The organism is Barnesiella sp. An22, from assembly GCF_963931395.1.
In the GTDB taxonomy this organism is placed as follows: domain Bacteria; phylum Bacteroidota; class Bacteroidia; order Bacteroidales; family Barnesiellaceae; genus Barnesiella; species Barnesiella merdigallinarum.
Genome location: NZ_OZ007014.1, coordinates 2,580,975 through 2,599,663, shown reverse-complemented (window position 1 = coordinate 2,599,663; position 18,689 = coordinate 2,580,975). Strand labels below are relative to the sequence as shown.

The window sequence follows — 18,689 nt, the reverse complement described above, 5'->3', positions numbered from 1 at the left end:
GAGAGCCATGAAAATAAAACTATGGATTGCTTGCGCTCTGGGGTTGAGCCTGCCGGTATGGGCGGGCGAGTCGGTCGGGGCCGAGGCGTTGCCGGTGATACCGGCGCCGATGACATGCAGCGTAGACAGCGGCTATTTCTACTTTACCCCCTCGACAACAATCGGGGTGGAGTGTGAGTCGCAGTTGCAGATGGTCTCGACTTTTGTCGACCGCTTGGGCCGCACGGCCGGTTTTCTGCCGGCCATCGAGGTAGGAGCTCCCGAGCCCGATGTGCGGCTGACGACGGTGCCCTCGATGCCCCCCGAGGCTTATCGGCTCGAGGTGTCTGCCGGGCGGATGACGATAAAGGCGTCGGGCGATGCCGGTTTCTTCTATGCCTTGCAGACGTTGCGTCAGTTGCTCCCGCCCGCCATCGAGGGGGTGGAGCCTGTGGCGCGTAACCTTTGCCGGGTGCCGGCGATGACGATCGACGACGCTCCGCGGTTCGGATACCGGGGGCTGATGATTGACGTGTCGCGCTACTTTATGCCCAAAAAAGATTTGTTGCAGATTATCGAGGCGGCCTCGATACTGAAAATCAACAAGCTGCACTTGCATCTGGTCGACGACAACGGCTGGCGCATCGAGATTAAGAAGTACCCCCGCCTCACGCAGGTGGGAGCCTGGCGCGTGAAGCGCGACGAGCTCTTTCCCAACCGCCGCAACCAGGAGCGGGGCGAGGAGGCTACCGAGGGCGGATACTATACGCAGGACGATATTCGGGAGATTGTGCGCTATGCGGCCGAACGTCAGATCGAGGTAATCCCCGAGATTGAGATGCCGGCCCACACCAATTCGTCGCTGGCTGCCTATCCGCAGTTGGCCTGCCCCGTGGAGGACCGCTTTATCGGGGTGTTGCCGGGCATCGGCGGGAAGAACTCCGAGATTGTCTATTGTGCCGGCAACGACAGCGTGTTTTCGTTTCTCGAGGATGTCATCGACGAGATTGTCGAACTCTTCCCCTCGAAATACATACACCTGGGTGGCGACGAGGCTTCGAAGGTAAACTGGGCACGATGCCCGTTGTGCCAGGCCCGCATGAAGGCCGAGCACATCGACCATATCGAGGAGCTGCAAAGTTACTTTATGACCCGCATGTGCGACTATGTGCGCAGCAAGGGCAAGGAGGTGATGGGCTGGGACGAGCTCACCAACAGTACCCTGCCCGAGGGGGCCATCATCTACGGTTGGCAAGGTTTGGGCAAGGCGGCTCTCAAGGCGGCCGAACAGGGGCATCGGTTTGTGATGACTCCGGCCCGGGTGCTTTACCTCATTCGTTATCAGGGACCCCAGTGGTTCGAGCCGTTTACCTATTTCGGCAACAATACCCTGAAGGATGTCTACCAGTATGAGCCGGTGCAGCAGGATTGGAAACCGGCCTACGAATCGCTGCTGATGGGGGTACAGGCTTCGATGTGGACCGAGTTCTGCAACTCGCCGGCCGATGTGGAGTATCTGCTTTTTCCCCGGTTGCTGGCCTTGGCCGATGTGGCCTGGACTCAAAAGGGCACGAAGGATTGGCCCGGATTCCTCGCCCGGCTCGACCGGGTGTTGCCTCACCTCGAGGCATTGGGCGTGACTTGCGCCCGCTCGATGTACAACATCGACCACCGGGTTACCCCCGAGAAGAAGAGACTGCGGGTAGACCTCTCGTGCATCCGCCCCGATGTGGAGATACGCTACACCTGCGACGGCACGGAGCCGGTGGCCACGTCGCCGCTATACGAAAAACCGTTTACGGTCGATGCCTCCACCTGTGTTCGGGCGGCTACCTTTGCACAAGGTGTGCAGATGGGGAAGACCCTCACCCTGGATATGCAGTGGAATCTGGCTACGGGCAAACGGGAGATAGCCAACAACGGGAGTGCCGGTGTACTCACTAACGGTGTGCGGGGCAGTTTGCGCCATACCGATTCGGAGTGGGTGGGCTGGTACGACCAGGATGCCACGTTTGTGATTGACCTGGGAAAGAAGACCCCGGTGAGCGAGGTGACTCTCGGCTGCATCACCAACTCGGGCATGGCGGTTCACAAGCCTGCCGTAATCAGGCTGTCGGTTTCGAACGACAAGAAGAACTACCGCCCGGTGGGCGAGATTCGCTATTCTCGGGAGGAGATTTTCGAGAACCGCATGGCTATCGAGGATGCCCGTTTCGACAACCTCGGGGTGAAAGCCCGTTATCTGAAGTTCGAGGTGGTGAATCCGGGTCTCTGTCCGGCCGGCGATGTGCGCGAAGGGCAGAAGGTCTGGATGTACTTCGACGAGGTGATGGTGCAATAGTCGCCCGACAGCCCAGGGGATAGCCCTGATACGGCTTCCCGAAGAACAATTTTTTTTGACTTTTACCGCACCCTGCTCTATGCGGGGCAAGGGTGCCATCCATACGATACACAAAACAGAGAAAGAGATGAAATCGATACCTTTGATATTACCTTTGATGGCTCTGCCGCTTCCTTTCGCGAGCCATGCCGCCGAGCGGGAGTCGCAAACGCCCAACGTCATATTCATTTATGCCGATGACATCGGCTATGGCGACTTGAGTTGCAACGGCGCCAAGACCATCAGCACGCCCCACGTCGAACAACTGGCCGCCGAGGGGGTGCGCTTTACCAATGCCCACAGTGCGGCGGCCACCAGTACGCCGGCCCGCTATGCCATGCTCACCGGCGAGTATGCCTGGCGTCGGCAGGGCACGGGCATTGCCGATGGCGATGCCGGTATGATCATACGCCCCGACCGTTACACCCTGGCCGACATGTTTCACGAGGCTGGTTACACGACCGGTGCCATAGGCAAGTGGCATCTGGGGTTGGGCGACAAGAAGGGGACGCAAGACTGGAACGGGCTCATTTCGCCCAACCTGTCGGACATCGGGTTCGACTACTCCTACATCATGGCGGCCACGGGCGACCGCGTGCCCTGCGTGTTTGTGGAGAACGGGCGGGTAGCGAATCTCGACCCCGACGACCCCATCTACGTCAGCTATCAGAAAAATTTTCCCGGCGAACCTACGGGCAAGAACAACCCCGAGTTGCTCACCATGCTCCCTTCGCACGGTCACAACCAGAGTATTGTGAACGGCATTTCGCGCATCGGGTTTATGAAGGGGGGCAAGTCGGCTCTGTGGAAAGACGACCGGATTGCCGATGAGTTGACGGCCAAGGCCATCGACTTCATCGAGCAGCACAAGAACGAGCCCTTCTTCCTCTACTTTGCCACGCAGGATGCTCATGTGCCCCGGGTGCCTGGCCCCCGTTTTGCCGGCAAGTCGGGTATGGGACCGCGAGGCGACGTGCTGCTGCAGTTCGACTGGAGCGTGGGCGAGGTGATGGCTGCGCTGAAGCGGCTGGGGCTCGACGAGAATACGATTGTGATTCTCTCGAGCGACAACGGGCCGGTGGTAGACGACGGTTATCGCGACCAGGCTGTCGAGCTGCTGGGCAACCACAAGCCGGGCGGACCCTTCCGCGGAGGCAAATACAGCTTGTACGAGGCCGGTACCCGCGTGCCGTGCATTCTTCGCTGGACCGGTCATGTGCAACCGGCAGTCTCCGACGCGCTGGTTTGTCAGCTCGACTGGATGGCTTCGCTGGCCTCGCTGCTGGGGGTGTCGATGCCTGCCGGAGCTGCTCCCGACAGCGAGAACTGGCTCGATGCCTGGCTGGGCAAAGACCGTCAAGGGCGCAGCTCGCTGGTCGAGCAGAATGCCCAGAACAACCTCTCGATTATTACCGCCGACTGGAAATACCTCGAACCGGGCGAGGGTAGCCCCTACAACAGCAACGTGGGTATCGAGACCGGTAACAGCCCCGACCCTCAGCTTTACGACATGCGCAGCGATAAGGGCGAGACGAAAAACGTGGCTGCCCAATATCCGGCCGTTGTCGAGGAACTGGCCCGCAAGCTGGCCGAAATCAAGGACGGTCGGGTAGGGCTCCCGCTGGAGTGAGGATGTGTGAAGGTAACTTTTTTTGAAATCTATACTTTTTTGAAACGATGAAGAGAACAATATGGACGGGCCTCTGCCTCGCTTGCCTGACGGCAGCGACCATGCAGGCCCAACAGAACCAGCCCGAGTGGCAAAGCCAATATGCCACGGGACTGAACAAACTGACCCCGCATGCCTATGTGTGGCCTTATGCGGCGGGCGATGTCGAGGCTATTCGCGAGCAGGCCTGTGAGTCGTCGCCCTACTACATGAGTCTGAACGGAGCCTGGCGGTTCAACTGGGTGCGCAACCCCGACACGCGGCCGGTCGACTTCTACCGCCCCGACTACTACGTGGGCAACTGGAACGAGATAGAGGTGCCCGGCAACTGGGAGCGTCAGGGATACGGTACGGCCATCTATGTGAACGAGTCGTACGAGTTCGACGACCCCATGTTCAATTTCAAGAAAAATCCGCCCCTGGTGCCTTACGCCGAAAACGAGGTGGGCTCGTATCGCCGCACCTTCACCGTGCCCGACTCGTGGGCCGGGCGTCGCATCGTGCTCTGTTTCGAGGGGGCCGCGTCGTTCTACTACGTGTGGCTCAACGGCGAGCTGCTGGGCTACAACCAGGACTCCAAGACCCCGGCCGAGTGGGATGTGACCGACCGCGTGAAACCGGGCGAAAACGTGCTGGCCGTCGAGGTCTATCGCTGGAGTGCGGGTTCGTATCTCGAGTGTCAGGATATGTGGCGGTTGAGCGGCATCGAGCGCGATGTCTATCTGTACAGCACGCCGCAGCAGTATATTGCCGACTACAAGGTGGTGTCGCCGCTCGACCGGCAGGACTACCGGGATGGCGAGTTGTCGCTGGCCGTGCATGTGGGCGGAGTCGGCGGGATTGAAAAGCCTACCGTGGCCTACGAGTTGTACGATGCCGACAACCGGCTGGTGGTGCGCGATACCCGCGAGGTGTCGGCCGACAGTATCGTGAGCTTCGAGCAGGTGATACCCGATGCTCACCCCTGGAGCGCCGAGCAGCCCTATCTCTATACGTTGGTTGTGAATCTGAAGGACGAGGCCGGACGGGTGGTCGAGACGACCGGTTGCCCGGTGGGCTTCAAGACCTCGGAAATCAAGGAGGGCCGCTTCTGCATCAACGGGGTGCCCGTCCTAGTCAAGGGGGTGAACCGCCACGAGTTCTCCGACCGCGGCCGCACCGTGAGCAAGGAGCTGATGCTGAAAGATATACAGCTGATGAAGCAGAACAACATCAATACGGTGCGTTGCGCCCACTATCCCAACAATCCCTATTGGTACTACCTGTGCGACCGCTATGGACTCTATGTCATCGACGAGGCCAACATCGAGTCGCACGGCATGGGTTACGGCCCGGCTACGCTGGCCAAGGATACCACCTGGCTCAAGGCTCACATGGACCGCACGCGGCGCATGTACGAGCGGAGCAAAAACCACCCTTCGATCTCCATCTGGTCGCTGGGCAACGAGGCCGGCAACGGTGTCAACTTCGAGCACACCTACCGCTGGCTCAAGTCGGTCGAGACCAACCGCCCCGTGCAGTACGAGCGCGCCGAGCAGAATTTCAATACCGACATCTATTGCCGCATGTACCGCAGCATCGACGAGATAAAGGCCTATCTGGCCCAGCCCGACATCTACCGCCCCTTCATCCTGTGTGAGTATGCCCACGCCATGGGCAACAGCGAGGGCGGTCTGCAGGACTACTGGAAGGTGTTCGAGTCGGAGCCGATGGCTCAGGGCGGTTGCATCTGGGACTGGGTAGACCAGTCGTTCCGCGAGGTCGATGCCAACGGCCGCTGGTACTGGAGCTACGGTGGCGACTACGGCCCCGAGGGGATACCCTCGTTCGGCAGCTTCTGCTGCAACGGTCTGGTCAACGCAGCCCGCGAACCGCATCCCCATCTCCATGCCGTCAAGCATGTGTACCAATACATCAAGTCGACCCTCACCGATGCCGACAACCTCACCGTCACGGTGAAAAACTGGCACGACTTTACCGACCTCGACGCCTATACCCTGCACTGGAACGTGACGGCCGACAACGGTACCGTCGTGGCCCGGGGCGAGCAGGTGGTTGCCTGCGCTCCGCACCAGACGGTCGATGTCGCCTTGGGTCGTGTGGCACTGCCCCGCGACGCCCGAGAGGCCTACCTCAACCTCAGTTGGACCCCCAACCACGCTACGGCTTTTGTCCAGACGACCGACGAGGTGGCCTACGACCAGTTCGTGCTCGAGGCCAATCCGCGCTACGAGGCAAAAATCGATCTGCCTTCGGGCCGGTCGCTGAAACGCGACGGCTACACCTGGAGCAACGACCGGGTATCGGCTTCCGTATCGCCCGAGACCGGCGCCCTGACCTCCTATCGCTACAACGGCGCCGAGATGATAGCCTCGCCCCTGGTGCTCTCGCTCTACCGCCCCTTGACCGAGAACGACAAGAAGGACAAGACCAGCGGCCAGTTGTGGGCGAAGGCCGGCCTCTCGTCGGTATCGCAGCGGGTCACCTCGATCGAGCCGGGCAAGAACGGATGCGAGGTGGCCATTGCGCTCACCAATGCGCAGGGCCAATCGATAGGAGAGGGCACACTCACCTACGCCTTCGACCGTAAGGGCGTGTTGACGGTACACACCACATTCACCCCCGACACCACGGTGGTGAAGTCGTTGCCCCGCGTGGGCCTCACCTTCGGGATGCCGGCCGGGAACTGCCGTCGGGTAACCTATCTGGGTAGGGGCGATATGGAGACCTACGTCGACCGCCTCGCCGGCAAGATAGCCGTTTACGAGACCAGCCCCGACGCAATGTTCCACTGCTATGTGGTGCCCCAGGCTACCGGCAATCGCACCGATACCCGTTGGGTAACCTTCGGCAGCGAGGCCGGTAACGGCTGGAAAGTCACGGCCGATGCACCCTTCCAGTTCAGCGCCACGCCCTACACTGATGCCTGCATCGATGCCGCCACCCACGTAAACGAGTTGCATGCCGACGGTACGGTCACCGTTCACCTCGATGCCGCCCAAACCGGGGTAGGTACCGCCACCTGTGGCCCCGGCATATTGCCCGCCTACCGGTTGCCGCTCGACACCTATCGGTTCGATTTCACCTTTGTCCCGGTGACAAAATAGCATAAAAGCAAGAATAAGAGAGAAACGTAAAAGATTTCATCTCCTTGCGAGCGGGGCGGATGTTCACTACATTCGCTCCGCTTTTTTCTATGGTCTATTTTTTTTTTTTTCGGGATATAACTCTTTGAAGATGAGGCTCTCGATTTTAAATGCAGAAAAAAGTTGAAAATATCTTTGCACGGTTCGAAAAAAGCGCTTATCTTTGCAGCGCAAATCAGCTCAAGGGGTATTAGCTCATCTGGCTAGAGCGCGACACTGGCAGTGTCGAGGTGAGCGGTTCGAGTCCGCTATACTCCACTTCATTATCTATCTTTCAAAACATATCATTGGGTGAGTTTCTCGTATCGAGGAACTTTTTTTATTGGCATAAAAAGGTAAGATAATGAAAATCAACAGTGTAAAACATTTGAGGTTATGGGCCGTGGCCACATTGTGGCTGCTGGCCGTGTCGGCTTGGGCGCAAGAGCGGGCCGAACAGATACGGGAGCGGTTGTTGGACCGCGAACTGTCGTCGGTAATCGTGGTTGCTCATCGGGCCGACTGGCGCAACTTCCCCGAGAACTCCCTGGCGGCGATACAGAGCGCCATCGATATGGGGGTCGACATGGTCGAACTCGATTTGCAGCGCACCCGCGACGGCAAGTTGATTTTGATGCACGACGACACGCTCGACCGCACCACAACCGGCAGAGGCAAGGTAGGGGAGTGGACGCTCGACTCGATACGCACCCTGTACCTGAAAAACGGGTGCGGCATCAGGACCCGTCACCGGGTACCCACCCTCGAGGAGGCCTTGCGGCTGGCCCGGGGAAAAGTCATGATCAACCTCGACAAGGCCGACCGCTACTTCGACCAGGTGTACGAGCTGCTCGAAAAGACAGGAACCACCCGCCAGATTGTGATGAAGGGGAGTCGTCCCGCCGCCGAAGTCAGAGCCCTCTACGGCAAATACCTCGACCGGGTCATCTATATGCCGGTGGTCAACCTCGACAAACCGGGAGCCCGGGAGCAGGTAGAAGCGTTTGTCCGCGCCATGCAGCCGGCCGCATTCGAACTGCTGTATGCCCGTGACGACAATCCGCTGCCCCGTCAGCTGGCCCGTTCGCTCCGAGGCAAGTCGCTCATCTGGTACAACCTCTTGTGGGACACCCTCGCTGGCGGACACGACGATGACCGTGCGCTTTCGGCACCCGACCGGGAGTATGGCTGCCTTGTCGACTCGCTGGGCTGCCGCATCTTGCAGACCGACCGCCCCGCCTTCCTGCTCGACTACCTGCGCCGCCGGGGCCTGCACGAGTGAGGGCCGTGGCATCGCATTTTGCCCGCGGCATATGCCGCGGGGGAGCAAAGCCGTTTCATCTGGGACGAGGCGTCTAATTTCTCCCGTAAATGGTATTTTTTTTGTAAAAGTTGTTACCTTTACTCCAAATATCCCATTTGTGAGTATCTATGGCAGCAATGAATACAGCCGATATAGGCTTTGAGAAGGAGATTTGGAAGGCAGCCGACAAGATGCGCGGCAATATCGACGCGTCGGAGTACAAGTCGGTAGTTCTGGGCCTTATCTTCCTGAAATACATATCCGACAAGTTCGAAACCAAATACCGGCAGCTCGTCGACGAGGGCGAGGGATTCGAGGAGGACAAAGACGAGTATACGGCCGAGAACATCTTCTACGTTCCCGCCGAGGCCCGCTGGGCGACCATTGCCGCCCAGGCGCACACCCCAGCGATAGGCACTGTCATCGACAACGCCATGCGGGCCATCGAGCGTGAGAACCGGCGCCTCAAAGACATCTTGCCCAAGAACTTCGCCCGTCCCTAAAAAGGGGGGATTCATAAAATCAGATATACATTGAGGTTAATCGGAGCAAATCTTCTCAATTCTTCCTTTTCGTCTCTATACTTGTTCTGTCAAAAGGACCAAAAAGGGCTATTGGTGGAGCCAAGCCGTTCATTATATTTGCTAACAAAAATTAAAAAAACAGTTACTATGAAAACAAAAAATTGGATAGCAATCGGTGTAATGGCCTTGTTGGCAGTCTCATGCAAACCTCTTGATCCTGCCGAAGAGGCTGCACGTGTCAATCGTGAAACCGATAGTTTACTCTCGGTTTATGATTCGATAGCCACGCCGTTCGTAAGGTATCAGGCTCTTATGGACATCAAGAACAAGGCTGACTCCATAATCGCGACAGCCGGGAAAAATTTCAAAAAAGAGAAATACGAAATCTTCAGCAACGCGGTTGTCTATATTGAAGATAATCCTCGTTACGAGTCAGCCTGGACATCGATGATCAACGATAATGGTGCAGAACTCGATAAGATTCCATCCAATACCTGGCTTATCAATGCCGATTCGTCTACGGTCAATACCATATTCAAGTTCAACCGGAATAGAGAACAGATTATCCCATACAATATTAAAGGTTCGAACTTTATAGAATCGAGTCAAAAGGATGGACTGATTTATGGAGAAGGTCTTATTGACAATCCTCTGTTTTTTCACTGTGACGATTCGACGAAAGTCTACGAAATATCCATAGCACCCAATCGTACTGCCCGATTCAGGAAGGCCGGGATGAAAGACCTTGCGCAAGGATATTACACTGCCGTATATGACTATAGAATTAGTTATGAGGAATATAACTATCTGGAAATAGAAAATGGAACAATAAAATATGGAGGTGGGGAATATCCACTTGTGATGGGCACAGAGAACTTTCTGGGAATGAACGTGAAAAAAATGAAGGTTGGAGATCTTATAATCATGTTCCTTCTTGAAAGATATTGCCGGGATGGATGTTACGACTGTTGGGGACCAGTTGACGATTTCAAATTCCGTTACAAGTACTCTCGCAGAATTCTCGACAAGGCAGAAAACATATCATATATCTTTGGAGAACCAGAAGAGGTATGGCGGCCCAAAAAGACCGAATCGGCTTCTTTGGATATTCCGGCAGATGGTGATTGGGATGCCGTACTCGATCTCTACGAAGAGTGTGTCGACGAATATGTGGCTGCGGTCAAAAAGGCGGCCTCGGGAGATTTGTCAGCAGCTGTGTCGTATGCAAAGATAGCCCAAAAGGCGACTGAACTCTCTGAGAAACTGTCTGGGGTAAATGACGAACTGACTCCGAAACAACAGAAAAGATATGTTAGCATACTCAACAAGATGACCGAGATGGCTAATAGGGAATAGCTTTAATTCCATAAATTTCAGAAGAGATTACTCTCACATTTCTTGGGGCTGTGTCGTAACGCACGACGCAGCCCCTTTTTTGCAGGGTATCCTTCACCCTGATTTTTCGGCTTGCAGACAATACAGCCGGGATTCTTGTATGGATTTTGGAGTATGTCGGGCATCATGTTTCTCGTTTTGCATGAGGTGCAACCGAAAAAAAGTGATAACTTTACGGCTGAATTTTTGAGGGAAACGTAAAAAGCGTTCGGAAATTATCTCGTTTTCAGAATCTGGTAAATTCTTAACACACAGAGATAATGACAACTGGACGCTCACGCTTGTTATACAACGGGCGTGAGCTTGTCGTTTGTCTTGTGTGTGGGTTTACCAGAGCCTTGAAAACGGATGGATGATGCAGCTTACGCCCTTTTTGTATAACCGCTGCCGGAGCGTCGGCGGCATAACGATAGGGATGAGGTATGACGAGTATCGTAGCGTGTAAATTGTTTTCGGCTTTGGGGTGCTGGTTGTGGAGTGTGGTGCTGCCTTGGTCTGCCGGATGGGAGGCAAGCCGTAGTCTCGAGATTACATCGTGGCAGATTACCGTCGAAGGTCGGTGCTGGAGTTTTCGGCTTGCCGACGACGGAGACCGGTCGTGCACCTTTTGTCTGGAGGTCGAGGGGGCGGGTTGGACCGTAACGGTTCAGCATTGAATCTGGCGGAGTGTATTTGTAGCTGGTTAAAAATAGCTGAAACAGGGGGAGGAGGTTTTTATTCTTCTCTCACTTTTTGCTATCTTTAAATAAGATAGGAGTCGGTTCGGGATAATTAACCTTGAAAACTGTGTTTTCGGTTTGCCTCTCCGCTCACCTTTTACTATCTTTACGCCTCGAAAATTAAAAAAAGAAACGAGATATGAAGAAAATCAGAGCTGCCATAGTAGGATATGGCAATATAGGCCACTTTGTATTGGAGGCCTTGCAGGTGGCACCCGACTTTGAGATTGCGGGTGTGGTACGTCGTAGGGTAACCGATATTCCCCGGGAGTTGGCGGACTATCGGGTGGTGACGTCGCTCGACGAATTGGAGGGGGTGGATGTGGCTATCCTCTGCACGCCTACCCGCGAGGTGGAGCATTATGCCCTGAAGGCTCTCGAGAAGGGTATCCGCACGGTCGACAGTTTCGATATTCACACCCAGATAGGCGACTTGCGCAAGACGCTCGATGCCCAGGCCAAGGCGCACAACTCGGTGGCCATCATTTCGGCCGGCTGGGACCCGGGTACCGACTCGGTGGTGCGTGCCCTCATGGAGGCTTGTGCGCCCAAGGGGGTTACCTATACCAACTTCGGCCCCGGCATGAGCATGGGTCACACGGTGGCCGTGAAGGCGATTGCCGGCGTGAAGGCTGCCCTGTCGATGACTATCCCCCTGGGTACGGGCATCCATCGCCGCATGGTCTACATCGAACTCGAGGAGGGTTACCAGTTTGACGAGGTGGCCCAGGCTATCAGGACCGACGACTACTTTGCTCACGACGAGACGCACGTGATGCAGGTCGAGAGTGTCGATGCCCTCAAGGATATGGGCCACGGTGTGAACATGGTGCGCAAGGGTGTTTCGGGCAAGACGCAGAACCAGCGTTTCGAGTTCGACATGAGCATCAATAACCCGGCCCTGACGGCGCAGATTCTGGTGGGTACGGCCCGTGCTGCCATGTTGCAGCGCCCTGGTTGCTACACGCTTATCGAGATACCGATGATCGATTTGCTCTATGGCGACCGCGACGAGCTGGTGCGCCGGTTGGTATGATGTGACGAAAGAATCGGGGCGGAAGATTCCCGTTTTCGCCGACAAATATGTATCTTTGTCCCTGTCTGTGTGTTTGCACGGGCAGGGCATTGTTTTTTACGAAGGTTATGATTACTGATTTTATCACTTGGACTGCCAACCCGGCACTGTTCGACGGGGTTATTCAGCTTCGTTGGTACGGGCTCTTTTTCGCGATTGGTTTCATCGTAGGGTATAGCCTGATGGACCGCATGTATCGCCACGAGCAGTTGAATGTGAAGTGGCTCGATTCGCTCTTTATCTATGTGGTGGTGGCTATGGTCATCGGGGCGCGGTTGGGGCATTGCCTGTTTTATGAATGGGACCTCTATTCGCAGCACCCGATCGAGATTCTGAAAATCTGGAAAGGCGGCTTGGCCAGTCATGGCGGTGCAATCGGTATTCTCATAGCCATCTGGATTTACTCGCGCCGGGTGACGCATCGCAGCATGCTCTTTACGCTCGACCGTCTGGTGGTGCCGGTGGCTCTGGTGGCGGCCTTTATCCGCACGGGCAACCTGATGAATCACGAGATTTACGGGCACGAGACTTCGCTGCCGTGGGGCTTCCGCTTCATCGAGAATCTGCCGGAGTGGATGGCCGGTGCGCCTCCCGTATTTTCGGCTCCGTCGCATCCGACACAGATTTACGAGGCCCTGTGCTATCTGCTGCTCTTCGGGCTGTTGCTCTACATGTATTGGCGTCGCAATGCCGAGGAGCGCGAGGGGCTCATCTTCGGTACCTTCCTCATCGGTACCTTCCTGTCGCGATTCCTGATCGAGTTTATCAAGAACGACCAGGTGGCCTTCGAGGCTTCGATGTCGTTGAACATGGGGCAGTGGCTCAGCATCCCGTTTGTCATTGGCGGGGTGTGGCTGGTGGTGCGGGCCATGCAGCGTCCGCGACTCCCTATCAAGTATGCACCGGCCAAGGCCAAAGGCAAGGGCAAGCGATAGAGGCGGCGGTATGCCGGGTGAGTGTATGGCCCGGTTCAGAACCGACGTTGAATGAATTTTTTTTGAAGAGAGAGGCGTCATTTATATGATCGACGAAGAGTTGTTCCCGGTAATCGGGGGCAGCTCTTTGTCTGTTTTTTGGGGGGGGAAAGTCTGTTTTTAGAGGAAAAGGTTTGGAGGTTGTCGTGCGGGCGGTTTATGACCCGAGGTCCATGCGGAGGATATGGAGACGAAACACCGAGGCCCTGCCTCCTGCTCGTAGCAGAGTGGGGCAGGGCCTCGGTGTATGGTGTGGGCCCGATGGCCGGGCGAGGTGTCAATAGTCGTATTCGAGCGAGAAGTCGTCGATGAAGAGCACGCTGCCGTCGCCACCCGTGAAGTAGTCGCCGTATTTGCTGGCCGAAGCTACCACAATGATGTAGGAGGGGATGCGTGAGGTATCGCGGTACTCGAGTTCGAGGGTGAAGGGGGTATATTCCGGAACCGACTCTCCCGATGAAATCTCGGCATAGGCAATCACGTGCGGGTCGTTCTTGTCGAACACCTTGCGGTCGCTGGGTTTGGTGCGAATCTCTACCGGGTCGCTCCAGTCGCCCAGGGCGATGTATATCTGGCAGGTGTCGGGTTGTCCCATGAGGGCGGTCAGGTCGCTGTTGGTCTTGTTGATGGGCACCGTGGTGTACTTGAAGTATCCCTTCAGACGAGTGGGCCGCTGGGTGAAGGGTTTGCCGAAGTTGAGCACACCGTTGGAGCCGTCGGTACGCAGGTAGTTGCCCACGTACATGTTGCCGGCTGCCAGTTTGCCCAGCGAGCCGATACCCACGAATTTGGTGGCCAGTTTGGCCGCTTGCCCGGTACCCGACCAGGTGTCGTCGGTGGGCTGGGTGTTGCTGTCGCCGAGTGTTGTTGCCCCCTTGTTGCCGGTATCCCAGAAGTTCTCGCTACCCTCGGGCCAGGGGTTCCATACCTTGCCGTCCAGGTTCCAGTAGTCGAAACTGCCGTTGGGCAGTTCGGCTGCCGAGCCGGTGGTGAAGGTCACCTCGTTGCCCGTGAGGTCGCCCGATACGGCGCGGCACACATAGGTGGTGTTGGCCTTGAGGTGAATCATGCGGGCCGTGAACGAGCCTTTGTCGTGGGTGATATAGGAGTCGGGTACCTGTTCCCAGGTTTCGGCGGTAGCCTCTTTGATTTCGAATCCGTTCTGAGCCCCCTCCTTGCCGCTGCCATGCAGCCAGGCCACATTGGTCCAGGCATCGACCCCGTCGGTCGACACTTCGCTTTCAGTGGGTACGACGTAGAGAGTCCACTCTTCCATGATGTCGTGGTAGGTGATGATTACCTTTTGGTATCCCAGCGAGAAGTCGGAGATATTCTCGATTTGGGGCGAGTAGGTGGTAATCCCCTCGGGACCCAGCACCAGTTCGGTGATGTGGATTTTCGAGAGGTCGGCATCCTTGTTTACATAGGCGACAGCCCGGTGATTGTAGGCGTCGAATACCGGGGCACCGATTTGCCCCTCGACGCTGAAGGCGCGCGCGATGTTTTGGGCCGCCTGTATGGTCCAGGTGTAGTCCTGGTAAATGGAGAGGGTAATCGAATAGTCGTGAGTGAGGTCGATGGTCGAGTCGGCCGGTAGAGTAGAGGTGGCTCCTTCGGTTACGGAGAGCGACTCAATGCGTACCCGCCGCATGTCTACGGTGTCGGCCAGTTCTATCCGCACGGTCTGGGTGGCGTTGTCGATGGTAGCCGCACCCACCTGACCTTGGGCGGAAATGGCAAGAATCTGAGCCTTGATGCGGGGGTAGGGGATGTCGTTCTGGATGCACGATGCCAATAGCAACGCGCAGAACAACGGGATTATGTAGCTTATCTTTTTTCGCATGACTTTCATTCTATATGTGCAGGCACATGCCTATGTTGATGTTGAAGAGGTTGAGCTTGAAGTCGGCCCCGCTCGAGCGTCGGCTACCCGTCTCTACGTTGTTGGTGGTCTGTTTGATGGTGCCGTAGCGCAGACCGGCTACCCCGAAGGAGACGCTGGTGCTGATGTTGTTCATGATGAACACGCAGAAGCCCGGGTTCAACCCCAGTTTGATTTCCGAAGTGGTCGTTTTGGTGTTGCGCAGGTTTTCGTCGGTACCTCGCACGAAACGGTTGGAGCCGCTCGAGAAGGCCAGCTCGGTTTCGTTGAAGAAGCCGAACCGCTTGTTGCGGTCGATACCGATGTAGGCCCGGTGGAATATCGAGGCCGAGAAGGTCTCGCCCAGATAGCGCATGTCGCTCAGGTTGAACTGCATATCCTCGTCGATGTCGATGCTGAGGTTGTCGAGGTTGGCGCTCAGGTGACTGTATCCCAGTTTGATACCGATACACTCGTTGTCTTTGATGAAGTATCCGATAAAGGGGTTGAGCGTGGTGATGTTGCCCTTGAAGTTGAAATCCTTGACAAAAATCAGCAGGTTGTTGTCTTTGCTGTCAAACTCGCCGTGCGAGAGGGTGAGACCCATAATCCACTGCTTCTTGGGTATGAAGAGGTAGTTTTTCAGTCCGCGTTTGTACTTTTTGCGATTGAACCCGCGTTTTTCCACGATGGTATCGGGTTCGGTCGGCGTCGTTGCGGCGACAAGCGAGGCGGCAGGTACCTCTTGTTGCACGGGGTAGGCTACGGCCGTCGAGTCGAGCTCTTGAGCGTGGAGCAGCGATTGACCGGGGAGCATGAAGCCTATGGCGATGAGTATGTATTTCCAGTTTTTCATAAATAAAAAGCGATACCTAATCCCAGAGAGAAGATGTTTACTTTGAAGTTGGCCAGGTTTTGCGACCGTTTACCGGTGTAGACCTGGTCGGTCGTTTGGGTCACGTGGCTGTAATTGAAACCCAGCACACCCACATTCACCTCGATGGCGGTGTAGTCGTTGATAAAGGCCATGAGCCCCGGTGCGATGCCAATCTTGAAGTTGAACGACCGCTCGTAGGTGCCGGTGAGCGCGTCGCCCGAGCCGTTTACCATCTTCGACTCGCCACCGCCCAGGTTGAGCTGCAGTTCGTTGAAGAGGCCGAACCGGCTGCTGTTGCCTATGCTGATGTAGTTGCGCATGATGGCCATGCCCGAGTAGGTGTGGCTGAGGCTGTAGACGTTGTTGACATCGAAGTTGAGGTCGTCGCCCAGTTGTATCGAGGCGCTGTTGAGCTTGGTGAGGCTGCGCTCGTAGGCAAAGCGGCCGCCAAGGCCCAGGTTGTCCTTGACAATGTAGCAGAGCATGGGGCTTATCTTGAAGTTGTAGCCTATGCCGTCGATGTTCTCAATGACGAGGAACTGGTAGTTGTTGTTGCTGTACTCCGAGTAGGAGATCGAGTTGCCCACAACCCATTGTCCCTTGGGTATGAAGGTGTTCAGCACGATGCCCCGGTCGAATTCCTCGGCCCGCGAGAGGCCGGGAATCAACAGGAACAGCGCGAGTATGGGATAGATAAGTTTATTCATAAATCAATTCTAAGTCGTCGATCCACATGGTGCTGCCGGTACTTCCGGTGAAGTAGTCGCCATATTTGCTGGCCGAGGCCACGAGCACGATATAGCTGGGTATACGGTCGAGCGAACGGTAGTCGAGCGGTATTTCAAATTCGAGCAGGCCGCCGTCGGTTCCTTGGGTCTCGCCGGTGAGGTCCCATTCGCCGTAGGCGATAATCTTCTCGTCGTTTTTATTGAATAGGTTCTTGTCTTTGGTGGTGATGCGCACCGGGGCATCCCAGTCGCCGACTGCGATATAGATGTTGCCGATGTCGGTCGAGCCTTTGGGCAAATCGTTGGTCTCGGAGTAGTCGACGCTTCCCGGGGTGTACTTGATATGGCCTTTCAGCTTGGCCGGACGTGAGGTAAAGGGGCGCCCGAAATCGAGGATGCCGTTGGTTCCGTCGGTTCCCACATATTGCCCGGCAAAGAGATTGCCGGCTGCAAATTTGCCTATGCCCAGGAAACTTACAAATTGCGATTTCAGTTTCACCGAATATTTACCGCTGTTTTTGTAGGTCTCGTCGGGAGTGGTTACATTTACATTCAGGGTAGCCGACCCGTGGTTTCCGCTGTCCCAGAACATCTCTTCATTGGGCCCGTATAATACCATGACCTTCGAGAGGGTTTGCCAGTTCTCGAAACTGCTGTTGGGCAGGGGAGTAGCCGCTTCGGTGGTAAAGGTGGCAGTCTTGACCGATGCTTGTGCCCCGGCGACAGCCTGGTATTCATAGGTCGTACCCGGTGTAAGGCCGGTTACCTCGGCCGACAGGGCCGAGCCCGAACGGTTGGCGGCCACCGATGTCCAGTCGTTGGTCCCTGTCCGGCGGTACTGGAAGGTGAGCGGCTCGGCAGTCTCTTTCACCACGTTGCCTCGCAGGGTAGCCCGGCATGCCCAAATGTCGGCCCGTTCGGGGTCGACGGTCACGACAACGGCGTCCGACACGATAATCGACAGAGTGGCGGTATTGTCCTTGCCGGCAGCATCGAGGGCCTTGATGGTGAAGGTATATTCGTCGCTCGGGAGTGACTTGACGAAACTCTCCGAGAGGGTAATCTTGGCGTTGGAGAGGTCCTTCTCCTCCTGATAGGTGTGCTTGCACGAGATGCCCCGCGATTCGAATTCGGTAGCCGGCGAGCCGTCGGCTGCCAGGAAATCGACCGAGTCGGTGGGGAATCCCAAAGCGGTGAGTTTGTCGCACGAAAACCATACCCGTTGCAGCCGGGTAGCGGCATTGACCCATACGGCTGTTTGGCTGCCGCCGTTGGTCTCGTAGTAGAGCGTCTCGGTCAGGTCGAACTTGTCGCCGACAATTTGCGGCCGCTGTGTGATGACCACGTTGTGGGTCGAGTCGACCGTCGACTCGTTTACCTTCACGTCGAGGAAAGTACCGCCCGTAGCTGCACTCTCGGCGTTGTAGCTGAAGGAGAAGGCATATTTGGTGGCCGGCAGCACATCTTCGACCACACCCGACAGGGTGTAGCTGCTGCCGTCGGTCTTCTTGCCTTCGAAGCTCCAGGCCAGGTCACGCTCCTTGCCGTTGAAGAGGTAGTAGCCTACCGAGTCGGCGGTAGCTTCGGTAAAGTAGAGTTCGCCGTTGATGGTAAATATCTTGACCTTGCAGTCGGTCACCACCTCGTTCAGGCCCGGGTCGAAAGCTACGGTAGCCAAGGTGTTGGCCACGGTGCAGGTGACGCTGGCCGTGGTGGTCTCGCCGCTTCGCACGTCGAAGTCGGTCGAGCCCGTGTAGTAGGGGGTGTTGAATGCCGCAGGCACCGAGTCGCCGGCCAGTACGAACACATGGTATTGACCGCTGGCGAGGTTGAGGGTTTCGGGGATAGGTGTCGTGGCATCGTAGTAGCGGACGAGTCCTTTGCTGCTGTAAATGCGCGTTTGCATGGAGTTGTAGATGCCTGCGTCGACCGACCGCGTGACAACGGCCACGTCGTCCGAGACACGCACGCTCAGTCGCACCGAGCCTTCGCCCAGTGCCATATCCTCCTCTTTACAGGCGGTAAAGAGGAGCAGGAAGAGGAGCGTACCAGCCAAATATCTCTTTATATTGTATCTCAT

11 protein-coding genes, 1 tRNA gene and 1 pseudogene are annotated in these 18,689 nt (G+C 56.4%); 9 read left to right on the top strand and 4 right to left on the bottom strand.

Annotated elements, in window-relative coordinates:
* Positions 1–7: 7 nt before the first annotated feature.
* From ABGT88_RS10770 to lgt, 9 genes and pseudogenes are all read left to right on the top strand, one after another.
* Positions 8–2,320 carry a glycoside hydrolase family 20 protein gene (locus tag ABGT88_RS10770; protein WP_346702059.1) on the top strand — a complete coding sequence of 771 codons (2,313 nt, stop codon included), beginning with the start codon at positions 8–10 and terminating at the stop codon, positions 2,318–2,320.
* A 127-nt stretch (positions 2,321–2,447) separates the two neighbouring features.
* Entirely contained in the window at positions 2,448–3,989 is a 1,542-nt protein-coding gene (locus ABGT88_RS10765; RefSeq protein WP_300131032.1) for an arylsulfatase, read from the top strand.
* Between the two features lie 47 nt (positions 3,990–4,036).
* Positions 4,037–7,135 carry a glycoside hydrolase family 2 TIM barrel-domain containing protein gene (locus ABGT88_RS10760; RefSeq protein WP_346702057.1) on the top strand — a complete coding sequence of 1,033 codons (3,099 nt, stop codon included), beginning with the start codon at positions 4,037–4,039 and terminating at the stop codon, positions 7,133–7,135.
* Between the two features lie 223 nt (positions 7,136–7,358).
* A tRNA-Ala gene (locus ABGT88_RS10755) sits at positions 7,359–7,432 on the top strand.
* An 85-nt stretch (positions 7,433–7,517) separates the two neighbouring features.
* A complete protein-coding gene (locus ABGT88_RS10750; protein WP_087408606.1) occupies positions 7,518–8,435 on the top strand; it encodes a glycerophosphodiester phosphodiesterase family protein in 918 nt (305 codons plus the stop codon).
* Between the two features lie 149 nt (positions 8,436–8,584).
* Positions 8,585–8,956 (top strand): annotated as a pseudogene (locus ABGT88_RS10745) (type I restriction-modification system subunit M N-terminal domain-containing protein); the annotation flags it as partial.
* A gap of 171 nt (positions 8,957–9,127) precedes the next feature.
* Complete coding sequence (locus ABGT88_RS10740) at positions 9,128–10,336, top strand: hypothetical protein (protein WP_087408605.1); 1,209 nt, start codon at positions 9,128–9,130, stop codon at positions 10,334–10,336.
* An 897-nt stretch (positions 10,337–11,233) separates the two neighbouring features.
* Positions 11,234–12,130 (top strand): diaminopimelate dehydrogenase, encoded by an 897-nt coding sequence (locus ABGT88_RS10735; protein ID WP_346702055.1) that lies wholly within the window; start codon positions 11,234–11,236, stop codon positions 12,128–12,130.
* A 110-nt stretch (positions 12,131–12,240) separates the two neighbouring features.
* A complete protein-coding gene (gene lgt, locus ABGT88_RS10730; protein ID WP_087408664.1) occupies positions 12,241–13,104 on the top strand; it encodes a prolipoprotein diacylglyceryl transferase in 864 nt (287 codons plus the stop codon).
* Positions 13,105–13,420: 316 nt separating this feature from the next.
* On the opposite strand, the gene ABGT88_RS10725 is transcribed toward lgt, so the two are convergent.
* The 4 genes from ABGT88_RS10725 to ABGT88_RS10710 are packed head-to-tail and all read right to left on the bottom strand — an operon-like array spanning position 13,421 to position 18,689.
* Positions 13,421–14,986 carry a PCMD domain-containing protein gene (locus ABGT88_RS10725; protein WP_346702053.1) on the bottom strand — a complete coding sequence of 522 codons (1,566 nt, stop codon included), beginning with the start codon at positions 14,984–14,986 and terminating at the stop codon, positions 13,421–13,423.
* A 10-nt stretch (positions 14,987–14,996) separates the two neighbouring features.
* Positions 14,997–15,860: a hypothetical protein gene (locus ABGT88_RS10720; RefSeq protein WP_087408602.1), complete on the bottom strand. Its 864-nt coding sequence runs from the start codon at positions 15,858–15,860 to the stop codon at positions 14,997–14,999.
* Positions 15,857–16,588 carry a hypothetical protein gene (locus ABGT88_RS10715; protein WP_298663755.1) on the bottom strand — a complete coding sequence of 244 codons (732 nt, stop codon included), beginning with the start codon at positions 16,586–16,588 and terminating at the stop codon, positions 15,857–15,859. Before ABGT88_RS10715 ends, ABGT88_RS10720 begins: the two co-directional genes overlap by 4 nt.
* Positions 16,581–18,689, bottom strand: a complete 2,109-nt coding sequence (locus tag ABGT88_RS10710) for a PCMD domain-containing protein (protein WP_346702050.1) — start codon at positions 18,687–18,689, stop codon at positions 16,581–16,583. The genes ABGT88_RS10715 and ABGT88_RS10710 overlap by 8 nt, the downstream gene beginning before the upstream one ends.

Excerpts from the sequence above, each read along its gene's own strand:
- ABGT88_RS10715 (WP_298663755.1), bottom strand. The coding sequence starts at position 16,588 with ATGAATAAACTTATCTATCCCATACTCGCGCTGTTCCTGTTGATTCCC.
- ABGT88_RS10710 (WP_346702050.1), bottom strand. The coding sequence starts at position 18,689 with ATGAGATACAATATAAAGAGATATTTGGCTGGTACGCTCCTCTTCCTG.
- ABGT88_RS10770 (WP_346702059.1), top strand. The coding sequence starts at position 8 with ATGAAAATAAAACTATGGATTGCTTGCGCTCTGGGGTTGAGCCTGCCG.
- ABGT88_RS10725 (WP_346702053.1), bottom strand. The coding sequence starts at position 14,986 with ATGCGAAAAAAGATAAGCTACATAATCCCGTTGTTCTGCGCGTTGCTA.
- ABGT88_RS10760 (WP_346702057.1), top strand. The coding sequence starts at position 4,037 with ATGAAGAGAACAATATGGACGGGCCTCTGCCTCGCTTGCCTGACGGCA.
- ABGT88_RS10740 (WP_087408605.1), top strand. The coding sequence starts at position 9,128 with ATGAAAACAAAAAATTGGATAGCAATCGGTGTAATGGCCTTGTTGGCA.
- ABGT88_RS10735 (WP_346702055.1), top strand. The coding sequence starts at position 11,234 with ATGAAGAAAATCAGAGCTGCCATAGTAGGATATGGCAATATAGGCCAC.
- ABGT88_RS10750 (WP_087408606.1), top strand. The coding sequence starts at position 7,518 with ATGAAAATCAACAGTGTAAAACATTTGAGGTTATGGGCCGTGGCCACA.
- ABGT88_RS10720 (WP_087408602.1), bottom strand. The coding sequence starts at position 15,860 with ATGAAAAACTGGAAATACATACTCATCGCCATAGGCTTCATGCTCCCC.
- ABGT88_RS10765 (WP_300131032.1), top strand. The coding sequence starts at position 2,448 with ATGAAATCGATACCTTTGATATTACCTTTGATGGCTCTGCCGCTTCCT.